The sequence below is a fragment of the Campylobacter concisus genome (assembly GCF_003048555.1).
Taxonomy (GTDB): Bacteria; Campylobacterota; Campylobacteria; order Campylobacterales; family Campylobacteraceae; genus Campylobacter_A; species Campylobacter_A concisus_AO.
In genome coordinates this window covers 1-26,366 of the sequence record NZ_PIRR01000004.1, presented here as the reverse complement: position 1 = coordinate 26,366, position 26,366 = coordinate 1, and the positions used below count along the sequence as shown (strand labels likewise).

26 protein-coding genes and 1 tRNA gene are annotated in these 26,366 nt (G+C 36.5%); 20 read left to right on the top strand and 7 right to left on the bottom strand.

Going from position 1 to position 26,366, the window contains the following annotated elements; all coding sequences use genetic code 11:
* The first annotated feature begins 310 nt into the window (after window positions 1-310).
* The 6 genes from CVS92_RS01115 to CVS92_RS01090 are packed head-to-tail and all read left to right on the top strand — an operon-like array spanning window position 311 to window position 8,559.
* Window positions 311-895, top strand: coding sequence for a restriction endonuclease subunit S (locus CVS92_RS01115; RefSeq protein WP_107788219.1), 585 nt, complete (start codon window positions 311-313; stop codon window positions 893-895).
* 1 nt (window position 896) lies between these two features.
* Window positions 897-2,387 (top strand): type I restriction-modification system subunit M, encoded by a 1,491-nt coding sequence (locus CVS92_RS01110; RefSeq protein WP_107788218.1) that lies wholly within the window; start codon window positions 897-899, stop codon window positions 2,385-2,387.
* Window positions 2,384-3,571, top strand: a complete 1,188-nt coding sequence (locus CVS92_RS01105; protein ID WP_107788217.1) for a restriction endonuclease subunit S — start codon at window positions 2,384-2,386, stop codon at window positions 3,569-3,571. Before CVS92_RS01110 ends, CVS92_RS01105 begins: the two co-directional genes overlap by 4 nt.
* Window positions 3,572-3,573: 2 nt before the next feature.
* The gene (locus tag CVS92_RS01100; RefSeq protein ID WP_199906394.1) at window positions 3,574-4,815 is read left to right on the top strand and encodes an HAD family hydrolase; all 1,242 of its coding nucleotides are present in this window, start codon (window positions 3,574-3,576) and stop codon (window positions 4,813-4,815) included.
* 17 nt (window positions 4,816-4,832) lie between these two features.
* The gene (locus CVS92_RS01095) at window positions 4,833-7,910 is read left to right on the top strand and encodes a type I restriction endonuclease subunit R (RefSeq protein WP_107788215.1); all 3,078 of its coding nucleotides are present in this window, start codon (window positions 4,833-4,835) and stop codon (window positions 7,908-7,910) included.
* Window positions 7,900-8,559 (top strand): M48 family metallopeptidase, encoded by a 660-nt coding sequence (locus tag CVS92_RS01090; protein WP_107788214.1) that lies wholly within the window; start codon window positions 7,900-7,902, stop codon window positions 8,557-8,559. The genes CVS92_RS01095 and CVS92_RS01090 overlap by 11 nt, the downstream gene beginning before the upstream one ends.
* Before the next feature lie 102 nt (window positions 8,560-8,661).
* On the opposite strand, the gene CVS92_RS01085 is transcribed toward CVS92_RS01090, so the two are convergent.
* The 6 genes from CVS92_RS01085 to aspS form a co-directional block, all read right to left on the bottom strand.
* Window positions 8,662-8,738: transfer RNA gene (locus CVS92_RS01085), tRNA-Ile, on the bottom strand.
* A 123-nt stretch (window positions 8,739-8,861) separates the two neighbouring features.
* Window positions 8,862-9,380, bottom strand: coding sequence for an inorganic diphosphatase (ppa, locus tag CVS92_RS01080; protein ID WP_021090924.1), 519 nt, complete (start codon window positions 9,378-9,380; stop codon window positions 8,862-8,864).
* A 69-nt stretch (window positions 9,381-9,449) separates the two neighbouring features.
* Complete coding sequence (locus CVS92_RS01075) at window positions 9,450-9,785, bottom strand: NirD/YgiW/YdeI family stress tolerance protein (RefSeq protein WP_107788213.1); 336 nt, start codon at window positions 9,783-9,785, stop codon at window positions 9,450-9,452.
* Between the two features lie 71 nt (window positions 9,786-9,856).
* Complete coding sequence (locus tag CVS92_RS01070; protein WP_107788212.1) at window positions 9,857-10,321, bottom strand: hypothetical protein; 465 nt, start codon at window positions 10,319-10,321, stop codon at window positions 9,857-9,859.
* A 137-nt stretch (window positions 10,322-10,458) separates the two neighbouring features.
* Window positions 10,459-11,028, bottom strand: a complete 570-nt coding sequence (locus tag CVS92_RS01065) for an adenylate kinase (protein ID WP_107788252.1) — start codon at window positions 11,026-11,028, stop codon at window positions 10,459-10,461.
* A gap of 255 nt (window positions 11,029-11,283) precedes the next feature.
* Window positions 11,284-13,041, bottom strand: a complete 1,758-nt coding sequence (gene aspS / locus CVS92_RS01060) for an aspartate--tRNA ligase (protein ID WP_107788211.1) — start codon at window positions 13,039-13,041, stop codon at window positions 11,284-11,286.
* A gap of 92 nt (window positions 13,042-13,133) precedes the next feature.
* Between aspS and CVS92_RS01055 the strand changes: the two genes are divergently transcribed.
* From CVS92_RS01055 to mrdA, 13 genes are all read left to right on the top strand, one after another.
* Window positions 13,134-14,009, top strand: a complete 876-nt coding sequence (locus CVS92_RS01055) for an NAD(+) kinase (protein ID WP_107788251.1) — start codon at window positions 13,134-13,136, stop codon at window positions 14,007-14,009.
* Window positions 14,002-15,522 carry an AAA family ATPase gene (locus CVS92_RS01050; RefSeq protein ID WP_199906393.1) on the top strand — a complete coding sequence of 507 codons (1,521 nt, stop codon included), beginning with the start codon at window positions 14,002-14,004 and terminating at the stop codon, window positions 15,520-15,522. The genes CVS92_RS01055 and CVS92_RS01050 overlap by 8 nt, the downstream gene beginning before the upstream one ends.
* An 87-nt stretch (window positions 15,523-15,609) precedes the next feature.
* On the top strand, window positions 15,610-16,866 hold the full coding sequence (locus CVS92_RS01045; RefSeq protein ID WP_107788210.1) for a diguanylate cyclase: 1,257 nt from the start codon (window positions 15,610-15,612) through the stop codon (window positions 16,864-16,866).
* Entirely contained in the window at window positions 16,863-17,648 is a 786-nt protein-coding gene (locus CVS92_RS01040) for a TatD family hydrolase (protein ID WP_107788209.1), read from the top strand. Before CVS92_RS01045 ends, CVS92_RS01040 begins: the two co-directional genes overlap by 4 nt.
* Before the next feature lie 64 nt (window positions 17,649-17,712).
* The gene (locus CVS92_RS01035; RefSeq protein ID WP_107788208.1) at window positions 17,713-18,924 is read left to right on the top strand and encodes a lytic transglycosylase domain-containing protein; all 1,212 of its coding nucleotides are present in this window, start codon (window positions 17,713-17,715) and stop codon (window positions 18,922-18,924) included.
* Window positions 18,911-19,768: a septal ring lytic transglycosylase RlpA family protein gene (locus CVS92_RS01030; protein ID WP_107788207.1), complete on the top strand. Its 858-nt coding sequence runs from the start codon at window positions 18,911-18,913 to the stop codon at window positions 19,766-19,768. Before CVS92_RS01035 ends, CVS92_RS01030 begins: the two co-directional genes overlap by 14 nt.
* Before the next feature lie 15 nt (window positions 19,769-19,783).
* The gene (gene hisB / locus CVS92_RS01025) at window positions 19,784-20,359 is read left to right on the top strand and encodes an imidazoleglycerol-phosphate dehydratase HisB (RefSeq protein ID WP_199906395.1); all 576 of its coding nucleotides are present in this window, start codon (window positions 19,784-19,786) and stop codon (window positions 20,357-20,359) included.
* Window positions 20,356-20,844, top strand: a complete 489-nt coding sequence (locus CVS92_RS01020) for a KdsC family phosphatase (protein WP_107788205.1) — start codon at window positions 20,356-20,358, stop codon at window positions 20,842-20,844. Before hisB ends, CVS92_RS01020 begins: the two co-directional genes overlap by 4 nt.
* A complete protein-coding gene (locus tag CVS92_RS01015) occupies window positions 20,835-21,362 on the top strand; it encodes an LPS export ABC transporter periplasmic protein LptC (protein ID WP_107788204.1) in 528 nt (175 codons plus the stop codon). The genes CVS92_RS01020 and CVS92_RS01015 overlap by 10 nt, the downstream gene beginning before the upstream one ends.
* Window positions 21,335-21,811, top strand: coding sequence for a lipopolysaccharide transport periplasmic protein LptA (gene lptA, locus CVS92_RS01010; RefSeq protein WP_072594780.1), 477 nt, complete (start codon window positions 21,335-21,337; stop codon window positions 21,809-21,811). The genes CVS92_RS01015 and lptA overlap by 28 nt, the downstream gene beginning before the upstream one ends.
* Window positions 21,808-22,419 carry a ribosome biogenesis GTP-binding protein YihA/YsxC gene (yihA, locus tag CVS92_RS01005; protein WP_107788203.1) on the top strand — a complete coding sequence of 204 codons (612 nt, stop codon included), beginning with the start codon at window positions 21,808-21,810 and terminating at the stop codon, window positions 22,417-22,419. The genes lptA and yihA overlap by 4 nt, the downstream gene beginning before the upstream one ends.
* Window position 22,420: 1 nt before the next feature.
* Window positions 22,421-22,912, top strand: a complete 492-nt coding sequence (locus tag CVS92_RS01000; protein ID WP_107788249.1) for a hypothetical protein — start codon at window positions 22,421-22,423, stop codon at window positions 22,910-22,912.
* Window positions 22,909-24,747, top strand: a complete 1,839-nt coding sequence (gene mrdA, locus CVS92_RS00995) for a penicillin-binding protein 2 (protein ID WP_107788202.1) — start codon at window positions 22,909-22,911, stop codon at window positions 24,745-24,747. The genes CVS92_RS01000 and mrdA overlap by 4 nt, the downstream gene beginning before the upstream one ends.
* 284 nt (window positions 24,748-25,031) lie before the next feature.
* On the opposite strand, the gene queC is transcribed toward mrdA, so the two are convergent.
* The gene (gene queC, locus CVS92_RS00990; RefSeq protein ID WP_107788201.1) at window positions 25,032-25,712 is read right to left on the bottom strand and encodes a 7-cyano-7-deazaguanine synthase QueC; all 681 of its coding nucleotides are present in this window, start codon (window positions 25,710-25,712) and stop codon (window positions 25,032-25,034) included.
* A gap of 58 nt (window positions 25,713-25,770) precedes the next feature.
* Between queC and ybeY the strand changes: the two genes are divergently transcribed.
* The gene (gene ybeY / locus CVS92_RS00985) at window positions 25,771-26,217 is read left to right on the top strand and encodes an rRNA maturation RNase YbeY (protein WP_107788200.1); all 447 of its coding nucleotides are present in this window, start codon (window positions 25,771-25,773) and stop codon (window positions 26,215-26,217) included.
* Window positions 26,218-26,366: the final 149 nt, after the last annotated feature.

Here is a 26,366-nt window from a genome sequence, read left to right as displayed (position 1 = left end):
AAATTTGACTTTTGAAATTTGCAAAATGGTAGTTGAAGATAAATTTATGCAAATGTAAATCGCAACTGCGACCAAATTTGGTGTAATTATAACCAAAAGTAGTTTTAAAAAGCGAGATAATTTTAATAAGATAAAAAATTATATTGTAAATTTAATGTCTAAAAAATAAGTAAGATTTTAGTCGTCAATTTGATGTATTATTTTGTAAATAATATAAAAATATATTGCTAGTTTTTACTTTTTTTGTTATACTTCGCTCATAAAAGCATTAGTATTATTTTTAAAATAATACAGAAAGGAGCATCTTAAAATGATAAAAATAAGCGACATATCTGATATAAAAACCGGTCTAGTTTTAAACCGCAAAAAGGCGGACAAAAACGTAGATGAGAAATTTCGCTATAAAGTAGTCTCGCTAAAGTCCTTTAACGAAAATGCACTCTTTGATGACACATTTGCCGATGAGTTTATATCAAATGAGCAAATAAGCGAGGAGTATAAAGTAAGCCGTGGTGATATTTTGTTGCGGCTTAGAGAGCCAAATTTCGCCGTTTATATAGACAAGGAGTATGATGATCTTATCTATTCGTCTTTGATGGTTCGCATAAGGGTTAAAAGCGACATATTTGATCCGCATTTTGTGGCGCATTATCTAAACAGCAGCGCCGTTAAAAGAGCCCTTGCGCCAGATGTTTCAGGCACTACAATAGCGATGATAGGCGTTGCAAGCTTAAATAACATAAAAATACCTGCCATAAATTTGCAAACCCAAAACAAGATAGTAAAATACCTAAATTTAGCTCGCGAGGAGAGCGAAATTTTGCAGAATCTAGCAGTCCAAAAGCAAAAATATCACAAAAGAATATTTGAAAATTTAATAAAAGAGGAGAACTAAGATGCAAAAGACCACACAAGAGATCATAAATAACGTCGTTTGGAAGGCTTGCGACACATTTCGCGGCACGATGGACGGAAGCGACTATAAAGACTATGTTTTAACGATGCTTTTTGTTAAGTATCTATCTGATTTTTATAAGGAAAAACTTGAGTTGCTTAAAGCCGAATACGGCGACAAGAGCGAGAGGATCGAAGCAAAGCTAAAGAAAGAGAAATTTAAGCTTGATGAGAGTTGCACCTTTGAGTATCTTTTGGCGCACAAAGAAGCCGTAAATTTAGGCGAGATAATAAACAAAACTCTAGAAAAGATCGAAGAAGACAACAAAGACAAGCTTGAGGGCATCTTTAGAAGCATCGACTTTAATAACAAAAACAAGCTCGGCGACACGAAAGAGAGAAACGCCATCTTGCAAAATTTGCTTGAGGATTTTAGCGACGCTAGGCTAGATCTTCGCCCCTCTATGCTTGAGGGCAACGACATAATAGGCAACGCATACGAGTATCTTATAGCTCATTTTGCGAGCGACGCAGGCAAAAAAGGCGGAGAGTTTTATACGCCGAGCGAGGTTTCGACGCTTCTTGCAAAGCTAGTTGAGCCAAAAGATGGCGATATGATCTATGATCCTACTTGCGGTTCTGGTTCGCTTCTTATCAAGGCTTCAAAAGAGGTCGGTAGCAAAAATTTCCGCCTTTACGGACAAGAGAAAAACGGCCAAACTCATGCGCTTTGCAAGATGAATATGTTCTTGCACGAGATAAACGACGCCGTCATCGAGTGGGGCGATACGATCAGAAACCCGCTTCATCTACAAGATAACCTTATAAAGACCTTTGATATAGTCGTGGCAAATCCCCCTTTTAGCCTCGATAAATGGGGGGCTGATTTTGCTGGGAACGATCCTTTTATGAGATTTGGCAGTTATGCTTTGCCGCCAAAGAGCAAGGGCGACTACGCATTTGTCGTGCACATGATAAAAAGTCTAAACAATAACGGTAAAATGGGTGTCGTGCTTCCGCATGGAGTGCTATTTCGCGGGGCAAATGAGGGCAAGATCCGCCAAAAGCTGATCGAAGAAAATTTGCTTGACGCCGTCATCGGACTACCGGCAAATTTATTTTACGGCACGAGTATCCCTGCTTGCATACTCATTTTTAAGAAAAACCGCGCAAACGAAGATGTGCTATTTATCGACGCTAGCAAAGAATTTGAAAAAGGTAAAAACCAAAACACGCTAACCGAGCAAAATATCAAAAAGATAGTCACTGCCTACAAAAACAGAAGCGAGATAGAAAAATACTCCCACCTAGCAAGCCTTAGCGAGATAAAAGAGAACGACTATAACCTAAACATCCCTCGCTACGTCGATACTTTTGAAGAAGAAGAGCTTGTGGATATCGAGGCTACAAAGGCTGAGATTTCACGCCTTGAAGCCGAGCTAAAAAGCGTTCAAAGCAAGATGAGCGAGTATCTTGCGGAGCTTGGGCTATGAGCGAATTTAAAAATTTACCAAGCGGATGGAGTAAATGCGAGCTAGGCGAAATTTGTAAAATATCGTCGTCTAAATTTGATCCGACCAAAAGCAACGAGGTCAAAAAATGCATTGAGCTTGAACATTTATCTCAAAAAACAGGTCAAATTTTAGGTTTTATAAGCTCTGGTGAACAAAAAAGTATAAAAAACGAATTTAAAAAAGGACAAATTTTATACGGAAAACTTCGCCCGTATCTGCAAAAATTTTGTCAAGCTAAATTTGATGGCGTTTGCTCATCTGAAATTTGGGTTTTACAAGGTAAAAAGGTTACGAACGATTTTTTATTTTATCTAGTGCAGTCGGATAAATTTAACCAAATCGCTAATAAAACGTCTGGTACGAAAATGCCGCGCGCAGACTGGGAATATATGTCAGAGATGCCGTTTTTTATACCGCCTGAACTAGAGCAAAAAAAGATAGCGAAAATTTTATCTACTTGGGATGAGGCTATAAATTTAACTATAAATTTGATAGAAAGCAAAAAGCAGTTTAAAAAAGCCATTATGCAAAATTTACTCACAGCTAAAATCCGCTTTCCCGAGTTCAAAGACGAGTGGCAAGAGACAAAGCTTGGTAAAATTCTAAAAGAGCGTAAAGCATATCAAAACAAAGGTTTTGATATGGAGCATGTATCTTTAACAAAAGACGGAGTTGTTCCAAAGAGTGAAAGATATGATAGGGATTTTTTAGTAAAAGATGATAATAAGCAGTATAAAATAACAAGATTAAACGATATTTGCTACAATCCAGCAAATTTAAAATTTGGTGTAATTTGCAAAAATATTTATGGCGATGGCATCTTTTCACCCATATATGTAACATTTGAATGTTGCAATGAGCTTGATAACGATTTTGCTGGATTTTATCTAACTCAAAATGATTTTATACAAAAAGTTAGAAAATTTGAAGAGGGGACCGTGTATGAAAGAATGGCAGTTAGTCCAGAGGATTTTTTAAGGTTTAAAATAAAGCTTCCAAATTTAAACGAACAACAAAAAATCGCAGAAGTTTTAATGGCTTGTGATGATGAGATAAATTTACTAAATTTAAAGCTAGAAAATTTAAAAAAGCAAAAACAAGGCTTGATGCAAAAACTACTAATAGGAGAAACAAGAACATGTTATGTGAAAAAAGCAATGTAATAATGGCAATCGCATATGATTTTGACGGAACACTGGCAAGAGGCAATATACAAGAAAATTCTTTTATACCAACAACACTGGGTATAAAAAAAGAAGATTTCTGGAATAAAGTAAAAGAATTATCTGAAGAAAACAATATGGATGAGATATTGTCGTATATGTATTTGATTGTGACAAAAGCATATGGTGCTGGTGCAAAAATTACAAGAGAGGAGCTTAGCAAACACGGTAAAACTGTTAAATACTTTAACGGCGTGGAAGAGTTTTTTGAAAGGATTAATGATTATGCTGCACAAAAGGGGATATCGATTGAGCATTATATAGTATCATCAGGTACTAAAGAAATGATCGATGGAACTACTATAGCGAATAAATTTAAAAATATTTATGCGTCATCATTTATGTATGATGAATACGGCAAACCGACTTGGCCAGCTTTGGCAATTAACTATACGACAAAAACTCAATATTTATACAGGATAAGCAAAGGAATTCTTAACGCTTGGGACAATAAACTAATTAATAAATATATACCAGAGAATGAAAGACGTATTTTATTTGAGAACATGATATATATAGGTGATGGAGAAACTGATGTTCCAGCTATGAAGTTACTAAAAACTAATGGTGGAACTTCAATTGCTGTTTATGATGAAAATAAAGAGACTGCCAAAACACTTTTGGAGCAAAATAGAGTTAATTATATTGCCAAAGCTGACTATACTGATGGATCGGAGATAGATGCTATTATAAAATCTACGATAGATAGAATTAGTTTAAATTTAAAAAATGGAAAATTGCAAATATATAATAAGCAAAATACTGTAGAAATAAACATACAAAAATCCAATAATCAAGCAAGGGATAAACAATATTATTTAAGTGTTCTTAAAACGGAAGGATTTAAATTAGAAGATACTAACAAAACAAATAAAATATATTTAAAAAAATATTCATGGGATGACCACGGATATCAAACCTCGTTTTATATATGGAATAATGGAAATTATATTGGAACAGCTAAAATAGCGAAATTAAATCAAAATAAAAATGAGCATACTGCGGATTTACTGGAGAAGAATTTTGATAAGTTAGATGATGATTTTTTCTCTGTTATACGTTTTAAAAAAGATGAGATAGATGAAGAGACTAAAGAGGCATTGAGGTTTTTATTGAATGATATTAGCAATACTAATAAATACGATAATAATGAAATCGTAAAAAAATCTTTAAAGAGAAGTTAGCCAAATAAGGATACCAAATGACCCCAGATACTTCAGAAAATAAGATCCAGCAAAACAGCATAAATTTGCTTCAAAGCTTGGGCTATAAATTTATAAGCAGGGAGGAAAATTTAAAGCTTCGCGGCGGTAAAACAAGCGAGGTTTTGTTTAGGGAAATTTTAACCAAAAAGCTTGGCGAGATAAATGGCTACGAGTATAAGGGCAAGCGATATAAATTTAGCCAAAGTAACGTTTTAAAAGCGGTCGATGAGCTAGCTGGGGTATCTTTAAACGAAGGGCTAATGGTCGCAAATGAAAGGATCACGAATTTACTCTTGCTTGGCACCAGTTTAGAAGAAAATTTAGAAGATGGGACGAAGAGGAGCTTCTCTTTTAAATTTATAGACTTTGAAAATTTGCAAAACAACGACTTTTATGTGACTGAAGAATTTGAAGTAAGTAGAGTAAGCCAGAGCGACGCACAAAAACACAGAAGGCCTGATCTTGTGCTTTTTATAAACGGCATACCAATAGTTGTAATCGAGCTTAAAAAATCAAGCGTGAGCTTTAAAAACGGCATAAAGCAGCTAGAAAAAGAGCAGGGTAAAGATGAGATAGCGCACCTTTTTAAATACATCCAGCTAACTATCGCGGCAAATGGCAGTGGAGCAAGATACGGCACTACTGGAACGCCGTTTAAATTTTATAGTGTGTGGAAAGAGCAGGACGAAGCAAAAGCAAAAGAGAGCTTAAAGAGCTTGATAAATGATAGAGAGATAAGTGCGCTTGATATGACGCTCTTTGCTCTACTATCTAAAGATAGGCTGCTAAGGCTAGTTAGGCACTATATAGTGTTTGATAAGAAAATGAAAAAGGTTTGCCGCTATCAGCAGTTTTTCGCTATCGAAGAGACGCTAAAGAGAGTATCAATGGTAAAGGACGGCGTAAGAGCGGGCGGACTCATCTGGCACACGCAAGGAAGCGGCAAGTCGCTTACTATGGTGATGCTAACAAAGCTTTTAAAGCAAATTTATATAAACTCAAAGATCATCGTAGTAACTGATAGGATAGATCTAGACGGGCAGATACATGAGACCTTTGAAAACACGGACGTAAAAGCAGGGCGAGCAAGTAGCGGAAGCGATCTGATAGAAAAGCTACAAAGTGGCATTAGTGTGATAACTACGCTTGTGCATAAATTTGAAAAGGTGAAAAATCAAAAGGTAGTGATAAGAGATGGCGATATATTTGTGCTAGTGGATGAGAGCCACCGCACGCAAGGCGGCGATCTGCATAAGGCTATGAAAAAGGCGTTGCCTCTTGCTTGTTATATAGGATTTACTGGCACGCCGCTTTTAAAGCGCGAGAAAAACAGCTTTGCTAAATTTGGCGGAGAAATTCATAGATATACGATAGATGATGCGGTAAAAGACGGAGCCGTGTTGCCGCTACTCTACGAGGGGCGATATGTGGGTCAAGAGGTGCTAGACCCTGAGGGGCTAACTAGGAAATTTGACCTCATATCAAGAGAGCTTGGCGATGAAGCTAAAAGGGACTTGCAGCAAAAGTGGGCGAGGTTTGAGCGTGTGGCATCAAGCGAGCAAAGGCTGGAGCTAATAGCTGTGGATATAAATGAGCACATCAAAAAGACTTTGAAAAAAAGTGGCTTTAAGGCGATGCTAGCAACGCAAAGAAAATATGACGCTATAAAATATCATCAGATATTTGAAGAATTTGGAGAGATAAAAAGTGCTTATGTGATATCAAGCAACGAGCACGAGGAGCTTGAGGGCGGGCATAAAGAGTATGTCGCAAAGGCGTGGCAAGAGACTATAAAGGACTACGGTAGCGAGGAAGCGTATCTAAAACATGTGAAGGATGAATTTATTTATGGTGACGAGATAGACTTGCTTATTGTTGTGGATAAGCTTTTAACTGGCTTTGACGCACCAAGAGCAAGCACGCTTTATATAGATAAACAGCTAAAAGAGCATAATTTGCTCCAAGCCATAGCTAGAGTAAATAGGCTTTATGATGGGAAAGATTATGGCTATATTATTGATTATAGAGGGCTTTTAGGTGAGCTTGATGAGGCGCTTACTAGCTATGCTTCGCTAAGTGGCTTTGACCCAGAAGATATAACTGGAGCCGTGATAGACGTAAAAAGCGAGATAATAAAGGCTAAGACTTACTATACTCATCTGGATGATCTTTTTAGCAGCGTGAAATTTAAAGATGATCTAGAAAGCTACGTGGCGGTTTTAGAGGACGTGCAAAAACGAGATGACTTTAAAGAGTGGCTATCACAGTTTGCAAGGGCGTTTAAACTAGCGCTTTCAAGTGAGAAAATTTATGACATATTAAGCGAAGAGGAGATCAAAGCTTATAAGCAGAGGGTTAAATTTTATAACGAGCTAAGAAAGGCTGTGCAGCTAAGATATCACGAGGCTTGCGACTTTGGCAAATACGAAGCGCAGATGCAAAAGCTGCTTGATACTTACGTAAATGCACAAGGGATCAATGAGCTTACAAGGCTTGTAAATATCTTTGAGACGGAATTTGACGATGAGGTGCAAAGGGTTGAGGGTAAAAATGCAAAGGCTGACACGATCATCAGCGCAGTAAGCGCGGTGGTAAAAGAGAAAATGGACTCAAACCCAGCGTTTTATAAATCAATAGCGCAGCAGATACAAGACATCATCGACGAGTATAAAGCAAAAAGGCTAAGTGAGGAAGAAAAACTTGCCAAAGCAAAACTACTAAAAGACCTAATAACTGGTGCTTTAAAGCCAAATGAAGACAGGTATCCAAAAGAATTTAATGGTAAGAAAATTTTATTTGCTATTTATGATAATTTGCTTGACATTTTGGCAGATGTGGAGCTTGTGGATGTTGAGGTGGTTGCTAAAAATTTGAGCGTGAAATTTTATGAAATTTACAAAGAGGCCTCCAAAAAACCAGAATGGCACAAAAATAAAGATGTAGAAAATGAGATAACAAGCGCTATGGAGGATGCCCTTTGGGATGTCGAGGACGAATACGGCGTTTCTATCGATGAGAAGGAAAAAATTTACCAAACTATCCGTGGAATAGAGATAAGCTTTTATGTTAAATGAGGTAAAAATCATCAAAAAAGAGGTGAAAAATATCACCTTAAAAGTTAGACCAAATGGCGAAGCAATCCTAACTGCGCCAAAAGCCGCAAGCGATGAGCATATAAAATTTATCATAAAAAAAAGAGCTAAATGGATAGTGCAAAAGCGTGCGTTTTTTGCCTCATTTAAGACGCCCAAAAAAGAATACGTAAGTGGCGAAGACTTTAAATATCTTGGGCGAAGCTACCGGCTTAAAGTCGTGCAGTCTAAAGAGGAGCGTGTAAAGCTTCAATGTGGCTATCTTGAGCTATTTGTAAAAGATGAAAGCGATATAAAACGAAAAGAAAATTTGGTTTATGAGTGGTACTATGAAAAGGCGATGTTATATTTTTTTAATATCTTGCAAGAATTTAACAAAATAGTAAAACAAGATATCAAAAGCGTAAAAATAAGGCAGATGAAAACAAGATGGGGGAGTTGCAATCCCTATAAATCATATATAAATTTGAATATAGAGCTTATCAAAAAGCCAAAAGCATGCATCGAGTACGTCGTATTTCACGAGCTTGCTCACCTACTGTATCCAAATCACTCAAAGAAATTTTATGACTATCTAGCGCTTTATATGCCTGATTGGCAAAAACGCAAGGAAATTTTGGAAAGAGCTTAGAAAATTTGGCTTAAATTTTGGGTTATTAAACATTTTTTTGTATTTTAAAATCTAAGGAAAAGTGATGAAAAATTTTTAATTTTTTAATGTTGATAAAGTAAGTGGTGGGTTCACCAGGACTCGAACCTGGGACCATCCGGTTATGAGCCGGATGCTCTAACCAACTGAGCTATGAACCCACAGTTGAAAGAAAATCGTATTATACAAGAAAAAGCTTATCTAAATATAAAAATATCCTTTTTTATGCAGCGTATAAAACTAGCAAATTTAAAAAGAGAAAAGCCCTAAAATAGGGCTTTAAATTATTTATAATTTTTAATAGCAGCGTCTAAAATTTCTTTTGCAGCATTTGCATCTTTAAATTCTTTCACTTTTACCCATTTGTTTGGCTCAAGAATTTTATAAGTTTCAAAGAAATTTTTTATTTTATTTAGTGTTGCAACTGGTAGATCTTCGTAGCTTTTTATCGCTTCATATCTTGGATCGATCTTTGTAACTGGTACAGCCAAAAGCTTCTCGTCCATGCCTGCTTCATCTTCCATCACCAAAACGCCTATTAAGCGGCAAGGGATGACGCTGCCAGCTTGGAGTGGATACTCGTTTAGTACCAAAATATCAGCTGGATCGCCATCAGCTGCAAGTGTATTTGGCACAAATCCGTAGTTTGCTGGGTAGAACATCGCTGAGTAAAGCACGCGATCAACCACGACTGCGCCGCTATCTTTATCGATCTCGTATTTGATATTTGAGCCATAAGGTATTTCGATTACGGCATTGATTTTGTCTGGGTTTGAGCCAAATTTGATCTTTGAAACGTCCATATATTCGTCCTTTGTATTAGAAATTTTCTTGATTTTAGTATTTTTTGCATTAAATACTCGTAAATTTAACTACTTTACAACCTCTACGCTATCTACATCGATCTCTGTTTTTGTAAGGTCTTTATCTATCTCACCTCTTATTCGTAAAGGTGTATCTTCATTGACTGTTATGTTGCCCCATTTGTTATTGTCGATTTCAACAACAATAACATCACCATTTTTATCGATAAATTCATATTTGTCTGATTTTATATGTGATTTTATCTTACCTTCTAGCACAACTTTGGTGTCGTCGTTTAGTTTTAAGGCATCTTTTACGCTTATTGTTTCGCTTGAGTGCTTTGATATGAAGCCTCCAGCCATTGCGATGCTAGCAGATATTGCAGCGGTTATGATCTTTTTCATTTTTATCCTTTAAAATCGGTTGTGAAATTTTAAAGGATAGTACATTTATGATATTAATAAAAGGTAAGTTTTTACATAAAATCTTTTGTAACAATTTTATAGATGTTTTTAGCGGTAATCGGTAGCGCTCTATCTGCGCTACCACCAAGAAAGCCATATCTAATCTCGACAGTAACGTTAAATTTGGCCACCTCTTTGCCACTTTGATCGACTAAATTTATGACTGCGAATGTCTCGGATTTGCCAGCACCACCTATGCCTAGGGTTAAGTGTCTAAGGATCCTAACTCCATTTTTTGTTCTTTGTATATCGCATTTTATGATTAGGTCGTCACCGTATTGGTTTTTCTTTTTTAAAAATGTATTTATGTGTCCTTCCAGCTTTTTATCAAGTTCAGTTTCTCCACAAACCGCTTTAGCACTGCTGTACTTATATGTGGTATCCTTTTCAACCATCTCTATATACTTTTTGGCACATCCTGTAAAAGTAAAAATAGCTATGATCGCAAGTAGTATTATAAATTTAAATTTATGCATAATTTCATCTTTGTTTAGGTCTGTTAAAAATAAATTTAGAATTGTAGAGAAGTTACATTTAAAATAAAATTAAAAATAAGTATATTCGAATGATATTTCTTTGGGACCTTGCACATTTTGATGCAAGGTCTGTGAGTTTATAAAAGTTTAGCTAGTAAATTTTTGATATCAGCTACGATCTCATCGATGCCACGCTCGCCATTTACCACGTGAAGTAGCTCTTTTTCGCTGTAAAATTTGCGGATAGGTTTGATCGGATCAAGATATACTTTCATGCGGTTGTTAAAGACTTCGTTATTGTCGTCAGCGCCTCTTGCACGGCCAAGTACTCTAGCCCTTGCCACGTCCTCGCTAACATCTACTTCGATGACGCCTTTTAGAGAAATTTCATCTTGCTCGCTTAAGACTTTGTCAAGCTCAGTCATTTGCTCAACGCTTCTTGGATAGCCGTCGATTATGATGTTTGATTTATTCGAGCTTTTGATAGCTGAGACGATCGCATTTACAACAACGTCAAGTGGGACTAAATTTCCTTTTGAGATAAAGCCGTCTATTAGTTTGCCAAGCTCGCTACCGCTAGCTACTTCAGCTCTTAAAAGATCGCCAGTTGAAAAGTGTGCAAATTTCTCATCATGCTGTGCGATGAGTGATGCGTCTGTTGTTTTGCCGCTGCCTGGAGCGCCTATGATTAAAAATAAATTCTTCATTTTTTCCCTTTTATTGCCTTTGTCTTTTGAGCGCTTTTTGCGGAGCTAGTAAAATTTAGCTTGATGAACTAAGTGTTCTATCTGCGCAAAATTTTACGTCGCAACCACAAAAATCATCTCAAACTACTTAGGCAAGTTTTGATTTAATTAGCCGCCAAGTCGGAGGCATCTTTTTATAAATTTAAATTACAGGATGGAATTTTGTCTAAAAAAAATATTTAAAGACAAAATTCCATCTCTTTTTAAAGGCAAATTTTAAGCCTTTTGCTCTTTTTCTCTTATCCTTAGTCCTAGCTCTCTAAGTTGTTCGTTGCTAGCGTAGCTTGGTGCCTTTGTGAGTGGGCACTGAGCGCGCTGTGTTTTAGGAAAGGCTATGACGTCGCGGATCGAGCTTGCTTTATTTACAAGCATATTTAATCTGTCAAAGCCGATCGCAATACCGCCATGTGGAGGCGCACCAAATGTCAAGGCATCAAGCAAGAAGCCAAATTTCTCACGCTGCTCGGCTTCATCTATGCCAAGAAGCTTAAAGACTTTTTGTTGGATGTCGTTTTTGTGAATTCTTATACTTCCGCCGCCAAGCTCAAAGCCGTTTAGCACGACGTCGTGAGCGATAGAGAGGATATCTTCAAGATCAGGCTCGTCTATATTTTTTGGCATTGTAAATGGATGGTGCATCGCAGAGTAGCTGCCGTCGTCATTTTGCTCAAACATTGGGAAGTCAAGCACCCATAAAAACTCAAGCTTGTCTTGATCAATGATGCCCATTTGCTCAGCTAGGAAAATTCTAAATCTTCCCATGTAATCAAGCACGATCTTCTTCTTACCAGCGCCAAAGAATACGACGTCACCAACTTTTAGTTCACATCTTGAGACGATCTCGTCAAGATCGCTTTGCTCGAAAAATTTACAAAGTGGGCCTTTTAGTCCTTCTTCTTTCATTTGGAAGTAGCCAAGACCTTGTGCACCAAATTTACGTACAAACTCCTCAAATCTATTCATCTCGCGCTTACTAAAGATGTTGTCGCCATTTGGCACTTTTAGCGCTTTGATGCGGTTTTTCTTCTTATCTTTTGCGATAGAGCTAAAAATTTCATTACTTGAGCGCTCGAAAATATCGATCACATCGATCATTTTTAGATCATATCTAAGATCAGGCTTATCTGAGCCATAAGTCTCGGTTGCCTCTTTGTAGCTCATACGTCTAAATGGCGTTTTGATATCGTATCCGCAGGCTTTAAAGATGTCTTTTAGCATCGTCTCAGCCATATTTATGATATCTTCTTGCTCGACAAAGCTCATTTCAATATCTATTTGGGTAAATTCTGGTTGGCGATCAGCCCTTAAGTCCTCGTCGCGGAAGCATTTTGCGATTTGAAAATATTTATCAAAGCCAGAACACATCAAAAGCTGTTTAAATAGCTGTGGACTTTGTGGGAGTGCGTAAAATTGGCCCGGATATACACGGCTTGGCACTAGATAGTCTCTCGCACCTTCTGGAGTTGCGCGTGTTAAAACTGGAGTTTCAAACTCGATAAAGCCCATTTTATCTAGGCTATTTCTAGCTGCGATCGCTGCGCGAGAACGCATTTTAAATATATTTTGCAAGCGCTCGCTTCTAAGGTCTAAAAAGCGGTATTTTAGCCTGATGTCCTCATTTACGCTCTCATCGCCTATCATAAATGGTAGTGGCTCGCTTGGATTTTCGATGATTAGCTCACTTACTATTACTTCTATCTCGCCAGTTTTTAGCTTCGGATTGGTTAGTCCTTCGCCTCTAGCTCTTACTTTTCCTTTTGCTTTTAAGACATATTCATCTCTTACTTTTGCAGCCACGTCGTGTGCTTCTTTGCTGTCAGCAGGGTCGCAAACTAATTGTATAAGCCCGCTAACATCTCTTAAGTCGATGAAAACGACGCCGCCGTGGTCTCTATATGTGTTTGCCCAGCCACAAAGTATTACTTCTTTACCGATATCAGCTTTGCTAAGATCGGTGCAATAATGACTTCGCATAAAATGCTCCTTTGCAATGTTTTTTAGGCAATTATAGTCGCTTTTTTCTTTTGAAAAGCTTTGTTAAAATAAAATATGTTACAATCATTTACATGAAAAATGAACAAAAATTTAATACTTTTTGCACAAAAAAAGTAGGACTTATTGCTAAAGATTATCCATTATTTAGGCAAGATTTAGAAAAATTAGAAAAAATTTTAAAAAAGTATAACGCAGAAATTTTGCTTGAAAAAAATTGTGCTAAGCGCATAGAAAAAAGTGGTTTTGAGCTTATAAAATTGGCCAAAGAGTGTGAATTTCTGATCACTCTTGGCGGAGATGGCACGATCATTTCAACTTGTAGAAAGCTAGCCCACATCTCGCCACTTGTCCTTGGCATACACGCTGGTAGACTCGGATTTCTAACTGACATAATGATTAATGAGAGTGAGAAATTTTTTAAAGACTTTTTTGATGGTAAATTTGAGGTAGAAATGCCTTTTATGCTTGATGTCGCGCTTCATAAAAATGATGGCAAAACCGAGCAAAAGATAGCATTTAACGATGCAGTCATCGTTAGTAAAAATGGTGGTTCGATGACACATATCGAGGCACTTTTAAATGAAAAATATTTTAATTCATATTTTGGAGATGGCGTTATAGTGGCGACACCTGCTGGAACAACGGCATATAACATGAGCGCAAATGGTCCTATTATCTATCCATTAAGCGAAGTTTTCACAGTAACTCCTATCTGTTCGCACTCGCTTACACAGCGTCCAGTCGTGCTTACGAAAAATCACACAGTCAAATTTAGAACAAATAGTGATGCGATTTTGGTACTTGATGGGCAAGATAGGTTTGATATGAGTAAAATTTCAGCCGTCAGCATGAGTCTGAGCGAGAAAAAAGCGAGGCTCATACGCCATATCGGTAGGGATTATTTTCAAATTTTAAAAGAGAAACTTCACTGGGGTTATAATGATTGATCGAATTTTGATTAAGGATTATCTAAATTTTAAAAATGTCGAGCTAAATTTTAAAGAGGGTCTTAGCGTATTTACGGGCGTTAGCGGCGCTGGTAAGTCGGTGCTAATGAGCGCCATAATGGCTGTTTTTGGGCTAAAAGATAGCGAAGCAAGGCTGATTGAGGCTGACGTGGAGCATAAATTTGAGCTTGATGAGTTTGGCATAGAAAACGAAGAGGTCAATATTTTTAAGCTTTTAAAAGATAAGAGCACGAGGTATTTTATAAATCAACAAGCCATCTCAAAGAAAAATTTAGCCCAAGTGGCGCGCGAGCACATCAAATATCTCTCGGCAAAAGAGGCAAATGAATTTGAAAATGAGAAATTTCTAAATTTGCTTGACAGGCTAGAAATTTCGAAAAATGAGAAATTTAAAGAAACAAAGCAGGAATTTGAAGAGGCATTTTTAGAATTTTCTAAAATTTCAAAAGAGCTAGCCACTATCAAAGAGGAAGAGAAAAAGGTCGAGGAGCTAAAGGAGCTTGCTAGCTTTGAGATCGAGAAGATAAGAAGCGTGGAACCTAAAAAAGGCGAGTTTGAAGAGCTTATGGAGACAAAAAAGAGGCTTAGTAAAAAGGATAAGATAAATGAGGCGTGGGCTAGGGCTGAGCGGATATTTGAGCTAGAGCACAGCGTAAATGAGGCGCTAAGCATCAGCGACCTTGACAACGGCTTTTTTGAAGATGCGATGAACGAGCTAAGGGTCGCAAGAGATAGCCTAAATATGGAGGAGCTTGACGATATCGACGTGGAGAGCGTGCTTGATAGGATAGAAGCTCTTAATGCCATCATCAGAAGATACGGCAGCGAGGAAGAGGCGTTGGAAGCACTTGCTAAAAAGGAAAAAGAGCTTGCCAGATATGAAAATTTAAGCTTTGAAAAGAGTGAACTTGAGAAGAAATTTGAAATTTTGAGCAAAAAGGCAAATGAGCTAGCTGGTGCTTTAAGCAGGGTAAGGGGCGTAAATTTAAAAGAGCTTGAGACGATGATAAATTTATACCTAAAAGAGCTTTATATGCCAGATATTACACTAAAAATAGAAGAAAAAAGACTTGATATTTTAGGGCTTGATGAGGTTTGTTTAAATTTAAACGAGACCTCACTTAAAAATTTAAGTTCAGGCGAGCTAAACCGCCTAAGACTGGCTTTTATAGCCGCATCTAGCGAGATCACAAAAACGGGCGGTGATGTCATCATACTTGATGAAATAGATGCAAATTTAAGTGGAAAAGAGGCGATGAGCATCGCAAATGTCTTGCTTAAGCTTGCAAATTTTTATCAAATTTTTGCCATTTCACATCAGCCACAGCTTAGTTCAAAGGCAAATTCACACTTTTTGGTAGAGCGTCACGAGGAAAACTCGGTCGTAAGAGAGCTTGACAAAGAGGAGCGTGTAAACGAGCTTGCGCGTATGATAAGTGGCGAACATATAAGCGAAGAAGCAATAAATTTTGCTAAAGGGCTTTTAAAGTAGCTTAATTTAAATTATTAATTTAAGCTTTGTAAATAAATTTATTTGATAAAATCGTCACTAATTTGATAAAATTTTTATGGAAATAATATGGAAAGAATTCTTGTAGTTGATGATAATAAGGCGTTAGCAAAGCTGATTGTTATGCAAATGGAAAAGAGTATTGACGAGATGGCAATTGATGTCGCATACAGTTTTGCCGAGGCTCAAATGCTAATTAATGAGCATGATAAAGATTATTTTATGACTATTTTGGATTTAAATTTGCCAGATGCTCCAAATGGCGAGATCGTTGATTATGCACTTTCCAAAGGACTTTCAGCTATTGTTTTAACAGGTAGTATTGATGATGAAACAAGGGAAAAATTTATAAATAAAGATATTGTTGATTATGTTTATAAAGGAAACATGGACGATATCAACTATATCTTTCAAATGATAAATAGACTGAGCAAAAATAGACAATATAAGGTTTTGGTTGTCGAAGACTCGCTTCCTTTTAGAAATATGATAAAAAAGATATTAACCAGCCTTCAGTTTAAAGTTTTGGCCGCAGCTCACGGCGAAGAGGCAATGAACTATTTTGCGGATAATCCTGATATAAATCTTATAATAACTGATTATAGAATGCCGGTAAAAGATGGTCTTGAAGTTCTAAAAGAGGTTAGAAAAGAAAAAGATAAAAATAGTCTTGGTGTAATCGTTATGACATCGCCTAGCGAAAAGACTGACGCATCAATATTTTTAAAAAATGGTGCGAGCGATTTTATAGCAAAACCATTTTCAAAAGAAGAGCTAATATGCCGTGTTAATAATACGATCGAAGCGATGGAAAATATAAATAAGATAGCAAATTTTGCAAATCGTGACTTCTTGACTGGGGTTTATAATAGAAGATTTTTTTATTCCGACGTGGAAGAGTATGTCCAAGCAGCTGAAGAGACCAATGAGCCTTATGCTTTTGCAATGATTGATATTGATTATTTTAAGAAGATAAATGATACATATGGCCATGATGGCGGAGACAGGATACTAAAATCAATTGCAAAAATTTTAAATGACAATACAAAAGGAAGTGACATCGTTGCTAGATTTGGCGGCGAAGAGTTTTGCGTTGTGCTTAAAAAGATAGGCAGAGAAGAAGCTGTCAAATTTTTTGTAAATTTACGAGCCAAAGTGGCTGAAAATGAAGTAGTTATAAAAAAACAAAAAATAAGAGTGACCATATCTATAGGTGTATCTTTTGGCAATGGGCATTGCGAGATAGACGATATGCTTGAGGCTTGCGATTCAGCACTTTACACCGCAAAAGAAAATGGTAGAAACAGAGTAGAAATAGCTTTATGATTATAGATACGCATTGTCATTTGGATAGTAAAGTTTATGATCCTGACCTTGATAAAATTTTAGATGAAGCTAGAAATTTAGGGCTAAAGGGCTTTATTATTCCGGGGGCTGATATCAATGATTTACCAAAAGCAGCTAAAATAGCGCGTGAAAATTTTGACATTTTCTTTGCCGCTGGAGTTCATCCATATGATAAAGAGAGTTTTAGCATTGAAATTTTAAGAAAATTTGCCAAAGATGAAAAGTGTGTGGCGATTGGTGAATGTGGTCTTGACTACTTTCGCTTGCCAAAAGATGAAAATGAAAAGATAAAAGAAAAAGAGGATCAAAAACGTATTTTTTTAGCTCAACTTGATTTAGCTGTTGAGTTAAAAAAACCCGTTATTCTTCACATTAGGGAGGCTAATGAGGACTCTTTTAATATCTTAAAAGAGTATGCACCAAAGCTTGAAGCTGGAGCGATTTTGCATTGTTATAATGCTTCGCCGCTTCTTTTAGAGCTTTGTAAATTTGGGAATTTTTATTTTGGTATAGGCGGTGTTTTAACATTTAAAAATGCTAAAAATTTAGTCGAAATTTTGCCAAAAATCCCATTTGATAGGATAGTTATTGAAACTGACGCTCCTTATCTCACGCCAGAACCAAATCGTGGCAAGAGAAATGAGCCGGCGTTTACGACATTTGTTGCTAAAAAGATAGCTGAAATTTTAAACCTTGAATTTGAAGTTGCTTGCGAAAAAACTTCAAATAATGCCAAAAGGTTGTTTAAGTGCTTTGCTTAAATTTTGAGCGTTGCACTTGTTTAAGATGCTAGCATCTTAAGTTTTGACACGAAAAAGGATAGAAATGAAAGCAATGCTTAAAATATTTTTAATGTTTGCATGTAGTACCTTGCTACTAGCAAATACACCTGAAAAAAGCTCATACGATACTCAGGTAAAAATTTTAAAAGAGCTAGACATTGATGCTAGCTTTATGAAGACTTCTCACTATGCAAAGATGAGACAAGGTATCAAACAATCACAACTTGAAACATTTACAGAAGCTCTAAAAAATGGTTATATGTATATACCGATGGTAAAAGAGCAGATCAAAAAATCCGGTGTACCTGAGTCATTCTTTTATCTAGCTATGATAGAATCAGGCTTTTCAAATCATACAGTCTCAAACGCAAAAGCTACTGGCATGTGGCAGTTTATGGAGCAAACGGCTAGACTTCATGGTTTAAAAGTGGGTCAATATGTAGATGAGAGAAAAGATCCAGTAGAGTCTACTATTGCGGCTACAAATTATTTAAAGTCGCTTAAAAATCAATTTGGCAAGTGGTATCTAGCAGCTATGGCCTATAACTGCGGCGATGGAGCCTTAAAAAGAGCTATACAAAAAGCTGGCACAGATGATCTTGTAACGCTTCTTGACGCGGAGAAAAAATACCTTCCAGCCGAAACTAGAAATTTTGTTATTAAAATTTTAAGAGCAGCATATACCGCAAAAGACGCGGACTTCTTGATGTCTAAAGATTCATCTTTATTGAACATAAACGGAGGACTAAAGCTTGTAAAAGTAAAAGTACCTGGCGGTACAAATTTAGCTCAAATAGGCGATAGTATCGGCCTTAGTACAAAAAAAATGAAAAATAACAACCCGCATTTAAAATTTGTATTTACTCCACCAACTCTAAAAGATTATTATGTTTATATCCCTGAAAACAAAAAACAGCTTTTTGCAGAAAATTTCAAGCCATTTAACGGTAAAAATAATTTTTATACCTACGTTGTAAAAAAAGGCGAAACACTACTTTCTATCTCTAAAAAAACAGGTGTTAGTCATAGAGCGATCAAGGACTACAACGAGCTTAGCACAAATGCCGTAAGCTATAATCAAAAACTAATTATTCCATTTTCCGCACAAAATAAATCTCAAAACTATATAGTCCAAACTGGTGACACGATAGCTTCTTTATCTAAAAAATTTAATGTGAGCGAAAAAGATTTAAAAGATGCAAATTCTTTTGCTAGTTCAAATTTAAATGTTGGAGTAAATATTGTCATACCATAAGAGCCTAAAATTTTATATAGGACTAAGTTTTACTCTTCTAGTTACTGGTTGCTCTTGGAACGGGGCACCATTTACACCAAGTGGCCCAACTAATGTAAGAGGCAATAATTCAGCTTCTATCCAAAAAGCAACAATGAGACCTTACACGATAAATGGCAAAACATACTACCCAACCGTTGTAAGTGTGGGTGATAGGGCAAGTGGTACAGCGAGCTGGTATGGTCCAAATTTTCATGGTAAAACAACCTCAAACGGCGAAATTTATAATATGTACAATATGACTGCAGCACACAAAACTTTGCCGATGAATACGATCCTTAAAGTAACAAATTTAAGAAATCAAAAAAGCGTCATTGTTCGTGTAAATGATCGTGGACCTTTTGTGGCTGATAGAGTTTTAGATCTTTCAAAGGCGGCTGCAACTAAACTTGATATTATCGGTACAGGCACAGCTCCAGTCAGTATGGAAGTCATAGGCTTTAATGAAGATATAAATGCTATTGCAAGCATTAACACTCAAGCAAAACCGACAAGCACTGGCATAAAAGTGCCAAATCCAGTCTCTCCGACAGCTCCAACTGGAGGCATTATTATTTCGTCAGAGCAACGAGTCGTAGGTGGAGATTTTATGGTGCAAATTGGCTCATTTAAAAACCTTGAGGGCGCAAACAGATATCAAAGAGAGCATCAAAGCATAGATGGTTATAAGTCGGTAGTTAGGACATTTACTATAGATGGCTCGACCATTTATAGGGTATTTTTAAATGGCTTTAGAAGTGAGGACGAGGCTAGGGATTATGCAAGAAGCGGTAAATTCCAAGGTGCTTTTATAGTAAGAGGTTAGGGCGTGAGAGAAGAAATTTTAGAACTAACTAGAAATACAAAAGAGACACAAATCTTAATGAAGCTTAAAATTTACGGCTCCGGGGTTGCAAAGATAGATACTGGCATTGGCTTTTTTGACCATATGCTTGAAGCTTTTACAAAGCATTCTTTGCTTGATCTTGAAATTTCATGCAAGGGCGACACGTATGTGGATTTTCACCACAGCGTTGAGGATGTCGGCATAGTTTTGGGTCAGCTTTTAAAAGAGGCCTTGTATCCTTTAAGTGGTGTTGAAAGATTTGGTGAGGCGAGTGTTGTTATGGATGAGGCAGCTGTTTTTTGTGCGTTAGATCTTAGCAATAGAGCCTACCTTGTCTATGAAAATTTTAATGAAAATGCCAAAGTAGGGGAGTTTGACACTGAGCTTGCGGAGGAATTTTTTAGGGCAGTTGCTATAAATTCAGCTATCACGCTTCATCTAAATCAAATTCGTGGTAAAAACACTCACCACATCATCGAAGCAACATTTAAATCATTCGCCGTCGCACTTCGTAGAGCACTTGCTAAAAACGCAAGGATCGGCACTCCAAGTACAAAAGGCGTTTTATGATAGAGATTATATTTTTAGATGTTGATGGCTGCCTCACTGATGGCAAGATCATCTATAATGCAAACGGCGAAGAGCTTAAATTTTTTGATGTAAAAGATGGCTACGCGATAGAGAGCTGGCTAAAACTTGGCAAAAAAGTAGCTATCATAACTGGCAGAAAGTCAGCTATTGTTGAGCGAAGAGCTGAAGATCTAAAGATAAATCACGTCTATCAAGGTGTTGGTGATAAATTTGAAGTGGCGAGTGAGATATTAAAATTTGAAGGGCTTAGCTTTAAAAACGCAGCAGCTATCGGCGATGACTACAATGACTATAAGATTTTAAATGCAGTTGCTTGGAGCTTTAAACCAAAAGATGCGATAAAAGAGCTTGAAGTAAAGACAAAGCTAAAACACAAAGGTGGCAATGGCGCGGTTAGAGAGATGATCGAGCTTATTATAAAATCAGAAAATTTATATGACGAGTGGTCTAAGCGTTGGTTGTAAAAATTTTCTACTTCGTCGTGGCCATTTTTAGTGTCGTGATGATATTTTTGGCAGCTCAAGATCCATACCTTGCAAATGTTTTAAAGATCGACACAAAGATATCAAATATGCAGATAAATGACGTGATAGATTATGAGATAAATTCCACGAAAATAAGCGGAGTCTACGAGGCTGATGAGCTAAATAGATACAACGATAAAGATGAATTTTTGAGTTTTAAAGCAAAAATTTTAAGAGGAAATTTAAAACATTTTCTAAGCTCAGACAAAGCAATCTCACAAAATGACGAAATCATCTTTCAAAAGAATGCAAACTATGAAAACAACGATAGTTTGAGATTTATAAGTGAGGAAGTGATATATGGAACAAAAACAAAAATAGTAAGATCTGAAGCAAATTTCACACTCATAAGAAATAATGATAAGGCGCTGGGTGAGAGTGGAAGCTATGATCTTGGCAAAAAACAAACGCAGGTAAAAGGGTTAAGGGCATGGGTAGAAGAAAATCAGCGATTTTAGCGGTGATATTGGGTTTTACATTTTTAAATGCAGAGCAAGTTGAAATCACATCAAATGATTTTTTTGCAGATGAAAATAAGCAAACTAGTGAATTTATAGGTAATGTAAATATCAAAAAGGGTTCATTTGATGAGCTTAAGGCAGATAAGGTGGTTGTCTATTTTGACAAAAAACGCCAGCCTATAAAATATGTGGCCACTGGCAATGCTAGAGCAAAAATTTTTATAAAAGATAAGCACTACGACGGTAAAGGCAATACTCTTACATACGAGCCAGCAAAACAGATATATACTGTTAGTGGAAATGGCTATTTGCATGAGGTAGAAACTGATAAAAATGTTTATGGCGAAAAGATCGTTGTCAATCAAAAAGATGGCACATATAGCGTAAATAGTGATGAGAAAAAGCCTGTTAAATTTATCTTTCAGGTAGAGGAAAAAGATAAGTGATAAGGCCACTAGGTGCTAAATTTATCACATCAAGTCCAAGTATAAAAGAGGCTCCAAGCTTCGTAACAAGCGAAGTCGTCTTTTTGGGCAGATCAAATGTTGGTAAAAGTAACCTCATAAATACACTTGTAAATCAAAAAAATCTAGCCAAAAGCTCATCGACTCCTGGTAAAACTCAGCTTATAAATTTTTTTGAGGCCGAGTTTTGTGAGCAAAAAGAAGAGGGCGAAAAAGATAAATTTAAGCTCATTTTGGTTGATTTGCCAGGCTTTGGCTATGCAAAAGTGGCAAAGTCAAAGCATGATGAATGGCGTAAAAATTTAGATGAGTTTTTGAAATTTAGAATCGACATTAGACTTTTTATACATCTAATTGACGCTAGACATTTTGATTTAGACATAGACGTAAATGTAGATGCTTATCTAAAAAGCTTTTTAAGAGCTGACCAGAAAATTTTAAATTTATATACAAAAAGTGATAAGCTAAATCAAAGCCAAAAGAGTGCGGTAATGAAATTTGATCCAAGCGGCATCTTGGTCTCAACTCTTAATAAAAGCGGTATCGAAAAGGCTAGAGAAGCTATCATAAATAACGTTCTTGGTAGATAAAATGCAAACCATAAGCAGCTTAGATATTAAAATTTTTAAAGAATTTTGGTGGGCTGTTTTTTTATTCTCATACGAGATCGCAACTACGCAATTTGGCTTTTTGCCACCACTCATTGGCATTTTTTTTACTTATATGATTTTGGAGTATTCAAGAAAACAAAAGCAATACGACGAGTTTAAGCATAATTGGTACTTTGCGATAATTTTTATAATATTTGCTGAGCAAATTCATGGATTTCATCTTTTTTCAACAATTATTGCATTTTTGCTTTTTTATAATTTTATTTTAGACTGGCTATATACCACAATGAAGTGGCGAAACTGCCTACTTATCATCTTTGTAGCAGCTGGATATACTTTAACATTTCTTGTAAATAACCTATTTGCTTACGTTTTAAATGAGCAAAATTTAGCATTTTCATTTGAATATCTATTTTTTATAGCATTTGAAAGCATCCTTGCTATTGTTCTTTTTAGGGATAAAGTGCTATGAGAATGCGCATCGTCTTTAGTGTGATCGCTCTTTTTTGGATTATACTTTTGGGACGAATTTATCACCTAAGCATAAACTCAAATACTTACTACAACGAAATTGCAGAGCAAAACGCTATAAAGACTATTTATATTCCGCCAGTTAGGGGTATTATTTTTGACGCACATGATAAGCCAATGGCTGTTAATCGTCTTGGTTTTTCAGTATCCATTAGACCTCATTTAAGTGCTAATAAAAAGGTAAAAATTTTAGATGATGAGCTAGCTTACATTGGCTCACTATTTAGTGATCTAAATGTCACTAAACTTAAAAATGAATACATAAAAAACGACTCAGCTTATAACCAAGATTTTATAAATGTGGTTGAATTTATTGATTATGATAAATTTTTGCCATTTTTTGCATCACTTTCTTTGCGTGAAAATTTAGAGATAAGGCCCGCTTCAAAACGCCACTATCCGTATAACGATCTAGCTTCTCACATCATCGGCTATGTCGGTAGGGCAAATCAAAAAGATATGGATAATGATCCTTTGACGAAGCTTACAAATTACATTGGAAGAAGTGGCGTGGAGCGGTTTTATAATCCGATCTTACAAGGAATTCAAGGGTTTAAAAAGATAAAGGTAAATGCCTTAAATGAAGAGATCGAGCAGATAAATTATCAAGCACCACAAAGTCAAAACATCAAGCTTGCAGTCGATCTTGAGCTTCAGCAGTTTGTGGCTGATGTCTTTGGCAAAGATGCAGGAAGCGTCATAGTCATGAGTCTAAAAGACGGTGCTATCATAGCTGCTGGTAGCTTTCCAGAGTACGATCTAAACCCATTTGTGCTTGGAATTTCTCAGCCTGAATGGGAAGAGCTTGTAAAAAACGTCGATCATCCTTTCACAAACAAGCTAATAAACGGCCTTTATCCGCCAGGTTCTGTCGTAAAAATGGGTATGGCGCTTGCGTTTTTGGATAATGGTATGAGTAAATACGATAGCTTTTTTTGTAGTGGCTCGTATGAGCTTGGAGGGCGTAAATTCCGCTGCTGGAACTCTCATGGACATGGAAATGTTAATATGAATACGGCAATTAGAGAGAGCTGTGATGATTATTTTTATAAAGGTAGTCAAAAGATAGGGATCGACGCTATTGTACCGATACTTGAACGTATGGGTTTTGGTAGAAAAACCGAGGTTGATTTGCCAAATGAGTTTGTGGGGACTTTGCCAAGTAGAGAGTGGAAGATGAGGAAGTATGGCAAGGCGTGGTTTCAAGGCGAGACCCTCATCACCTCTATCGGACAGGGAAATTTCTTGGTCACGCCTATGCAAGTGGCAAAATATACAGCAGGCCTTGCAACTGGGCTAAATGTGACTCCACATTTTTTAAAGAGCATTGATGGCAAGGATGTTGATTTTACACCAACAGATGATGCTTTTACGCCGTTTGAAAAATCACAGTTACCAGCCATTAGGCATGCAATGTATGAAGTAGCAAATCACCAAAGAGGAACGGCAAATAGGCATTTTATTGGAAGCCTAGTTAAAGTTGCTGCAAAGACAGGTACTGCCCAGGTCGTTGGAATTTCTCAAACTGAAAAGAAACGTATGAAAGAAGAGGATATGGCGTATTTGCAAAGATCTCATGCGTGGATGACTACATATGCGCCTTATGAAGATCCGCAATACGTTATCACAATGGTTATCGAGCATGGTGGCCATGGTGGAAGTGCGGCTGGACCAAAAATCGCTCAAATTTATAATAAACTCGTTGAAATGGGATATATAAATTTAGAAAAAATCCAAAGCGATCAAAATAAAAAACAAGACAATAAGAAGAAATAAGATCACTAAAAAGCCGTGGTAGCAACCACTTACTTATAAATTTTTACTGTACCCTTGGCTAAATTTATTAACTACTTTTTAATCCTCCTTATTAAATTTGGCAAGCTTGATCGAGAATTTATGTTTTTGGTAGCTAGCAAGAGCCTAAGTGTTGATGTATCTTTAAATTCGTTAAATGGCATTGCTTAATAAAATGTGGTGATTAGGAAAAATATCAATTTCCAAAATGTTTAAATATAGTAAAACGTAGCAAAGTAAGATATCTCTTTGCTACTTTTAGAGACTCATAAGGAAATTTTTTGATTTTTATATGAGATTTTATCAGTGGCATTTGCCTTTTTAAAGCCATTTAGCCTTAGCCTGCAGCTATCGCAAAGCCCGCATGCCTTGTCCTCGCTCTCATAGCAGCTCCAAGTAAGCTCTAGTGGCGAGCCAAGCTCAAGAGATTTTGCTACGATGTCAGCCTTGCTTAAATTTACAAGTGGAGTAATTATCTCACACGAAAAACTAGGTGATGTGCCTAAATTTATGGACCCGTTTATACTTTTTATGAAGCTTTCTTTGCAGTCAGGATAGCCTGAACTATCTTCTTCTACGACACCGATATAGATAGCTTGTGCATTTTCTTTTTCAGCAAGTGCGGCAGCGACCGAGATAAAAATACCATTTCGAAAAGGCACGTAAGTATTTGGCACATCTTTTTCCACTCCATCTTTTCTTATTTGCAAGCTTTCATCGGTTAAAGAATTCCCGCCTATTTTGGCAATAAAGCTAACATCTAAACTCATCTTTTTTGTAATACCTAATCTTTCGCAAATTTCGTTAAATGCACATTTTTCGCGTTTCATTGTCCTTTGGTTATAGTCAAAATGAAGCGCTACGATCTCATATCCAGCCCTTTTTGCCATTACAGCACAAAGCGTACTATCCATACCACCACTCATTATACAAACTGCTTTTTTCATATTTTGCCTTTTATTTTTGCTAGAATTATACAAAAAGTTACCAAGGAAAGAGCCTAAAATGATACTTTGCGAAGAGAGCTATCCAAAAATTTTAGATGAAATTTGTGAATATTTGACACTAGGAGAAATCGAGCTAGTTTTTGTCGATAAGGAAGAGATGAGAGAACTAAATAAAACCGAGCGAGGCATTGATAAAACTACAGATGTCTTAAGCTTTCCGCTTGAGCTTGTCATTCATGCCCCACTTGGCTCAATCGTTATAAACAAAGATATGGTAAAAGAGAAAGCCACTGAGCTAAATCATAGTGAAGAGGCCGAAACCGCACTACTTTTTATACATGGATTACTTCATATCTTGGGATTTGATCATGAAAAAGATGATGGTGAAATGAGAGAAAAAGAGTGCGAAGTGATAAAAAAATTTGAGCTGCCTAAAAGTCTAATCGTAAGAAGCGAGGATGTTAGGCTAATCGATCTTATAAATAATAAAAACTTAAAAGAGTAGATTTTCTTCAGATGTTTTGTGAAGCTCTTCTAAAAGCTCCTCTTTTTGGCATAAAATCAATATATAGATAAAATTTTTAAGCTTTTTTATCTCGCTTAAATTTTTAAAGTAGATTGCATTTTGTACTTTTAACAATGAGCCTTCTGGCA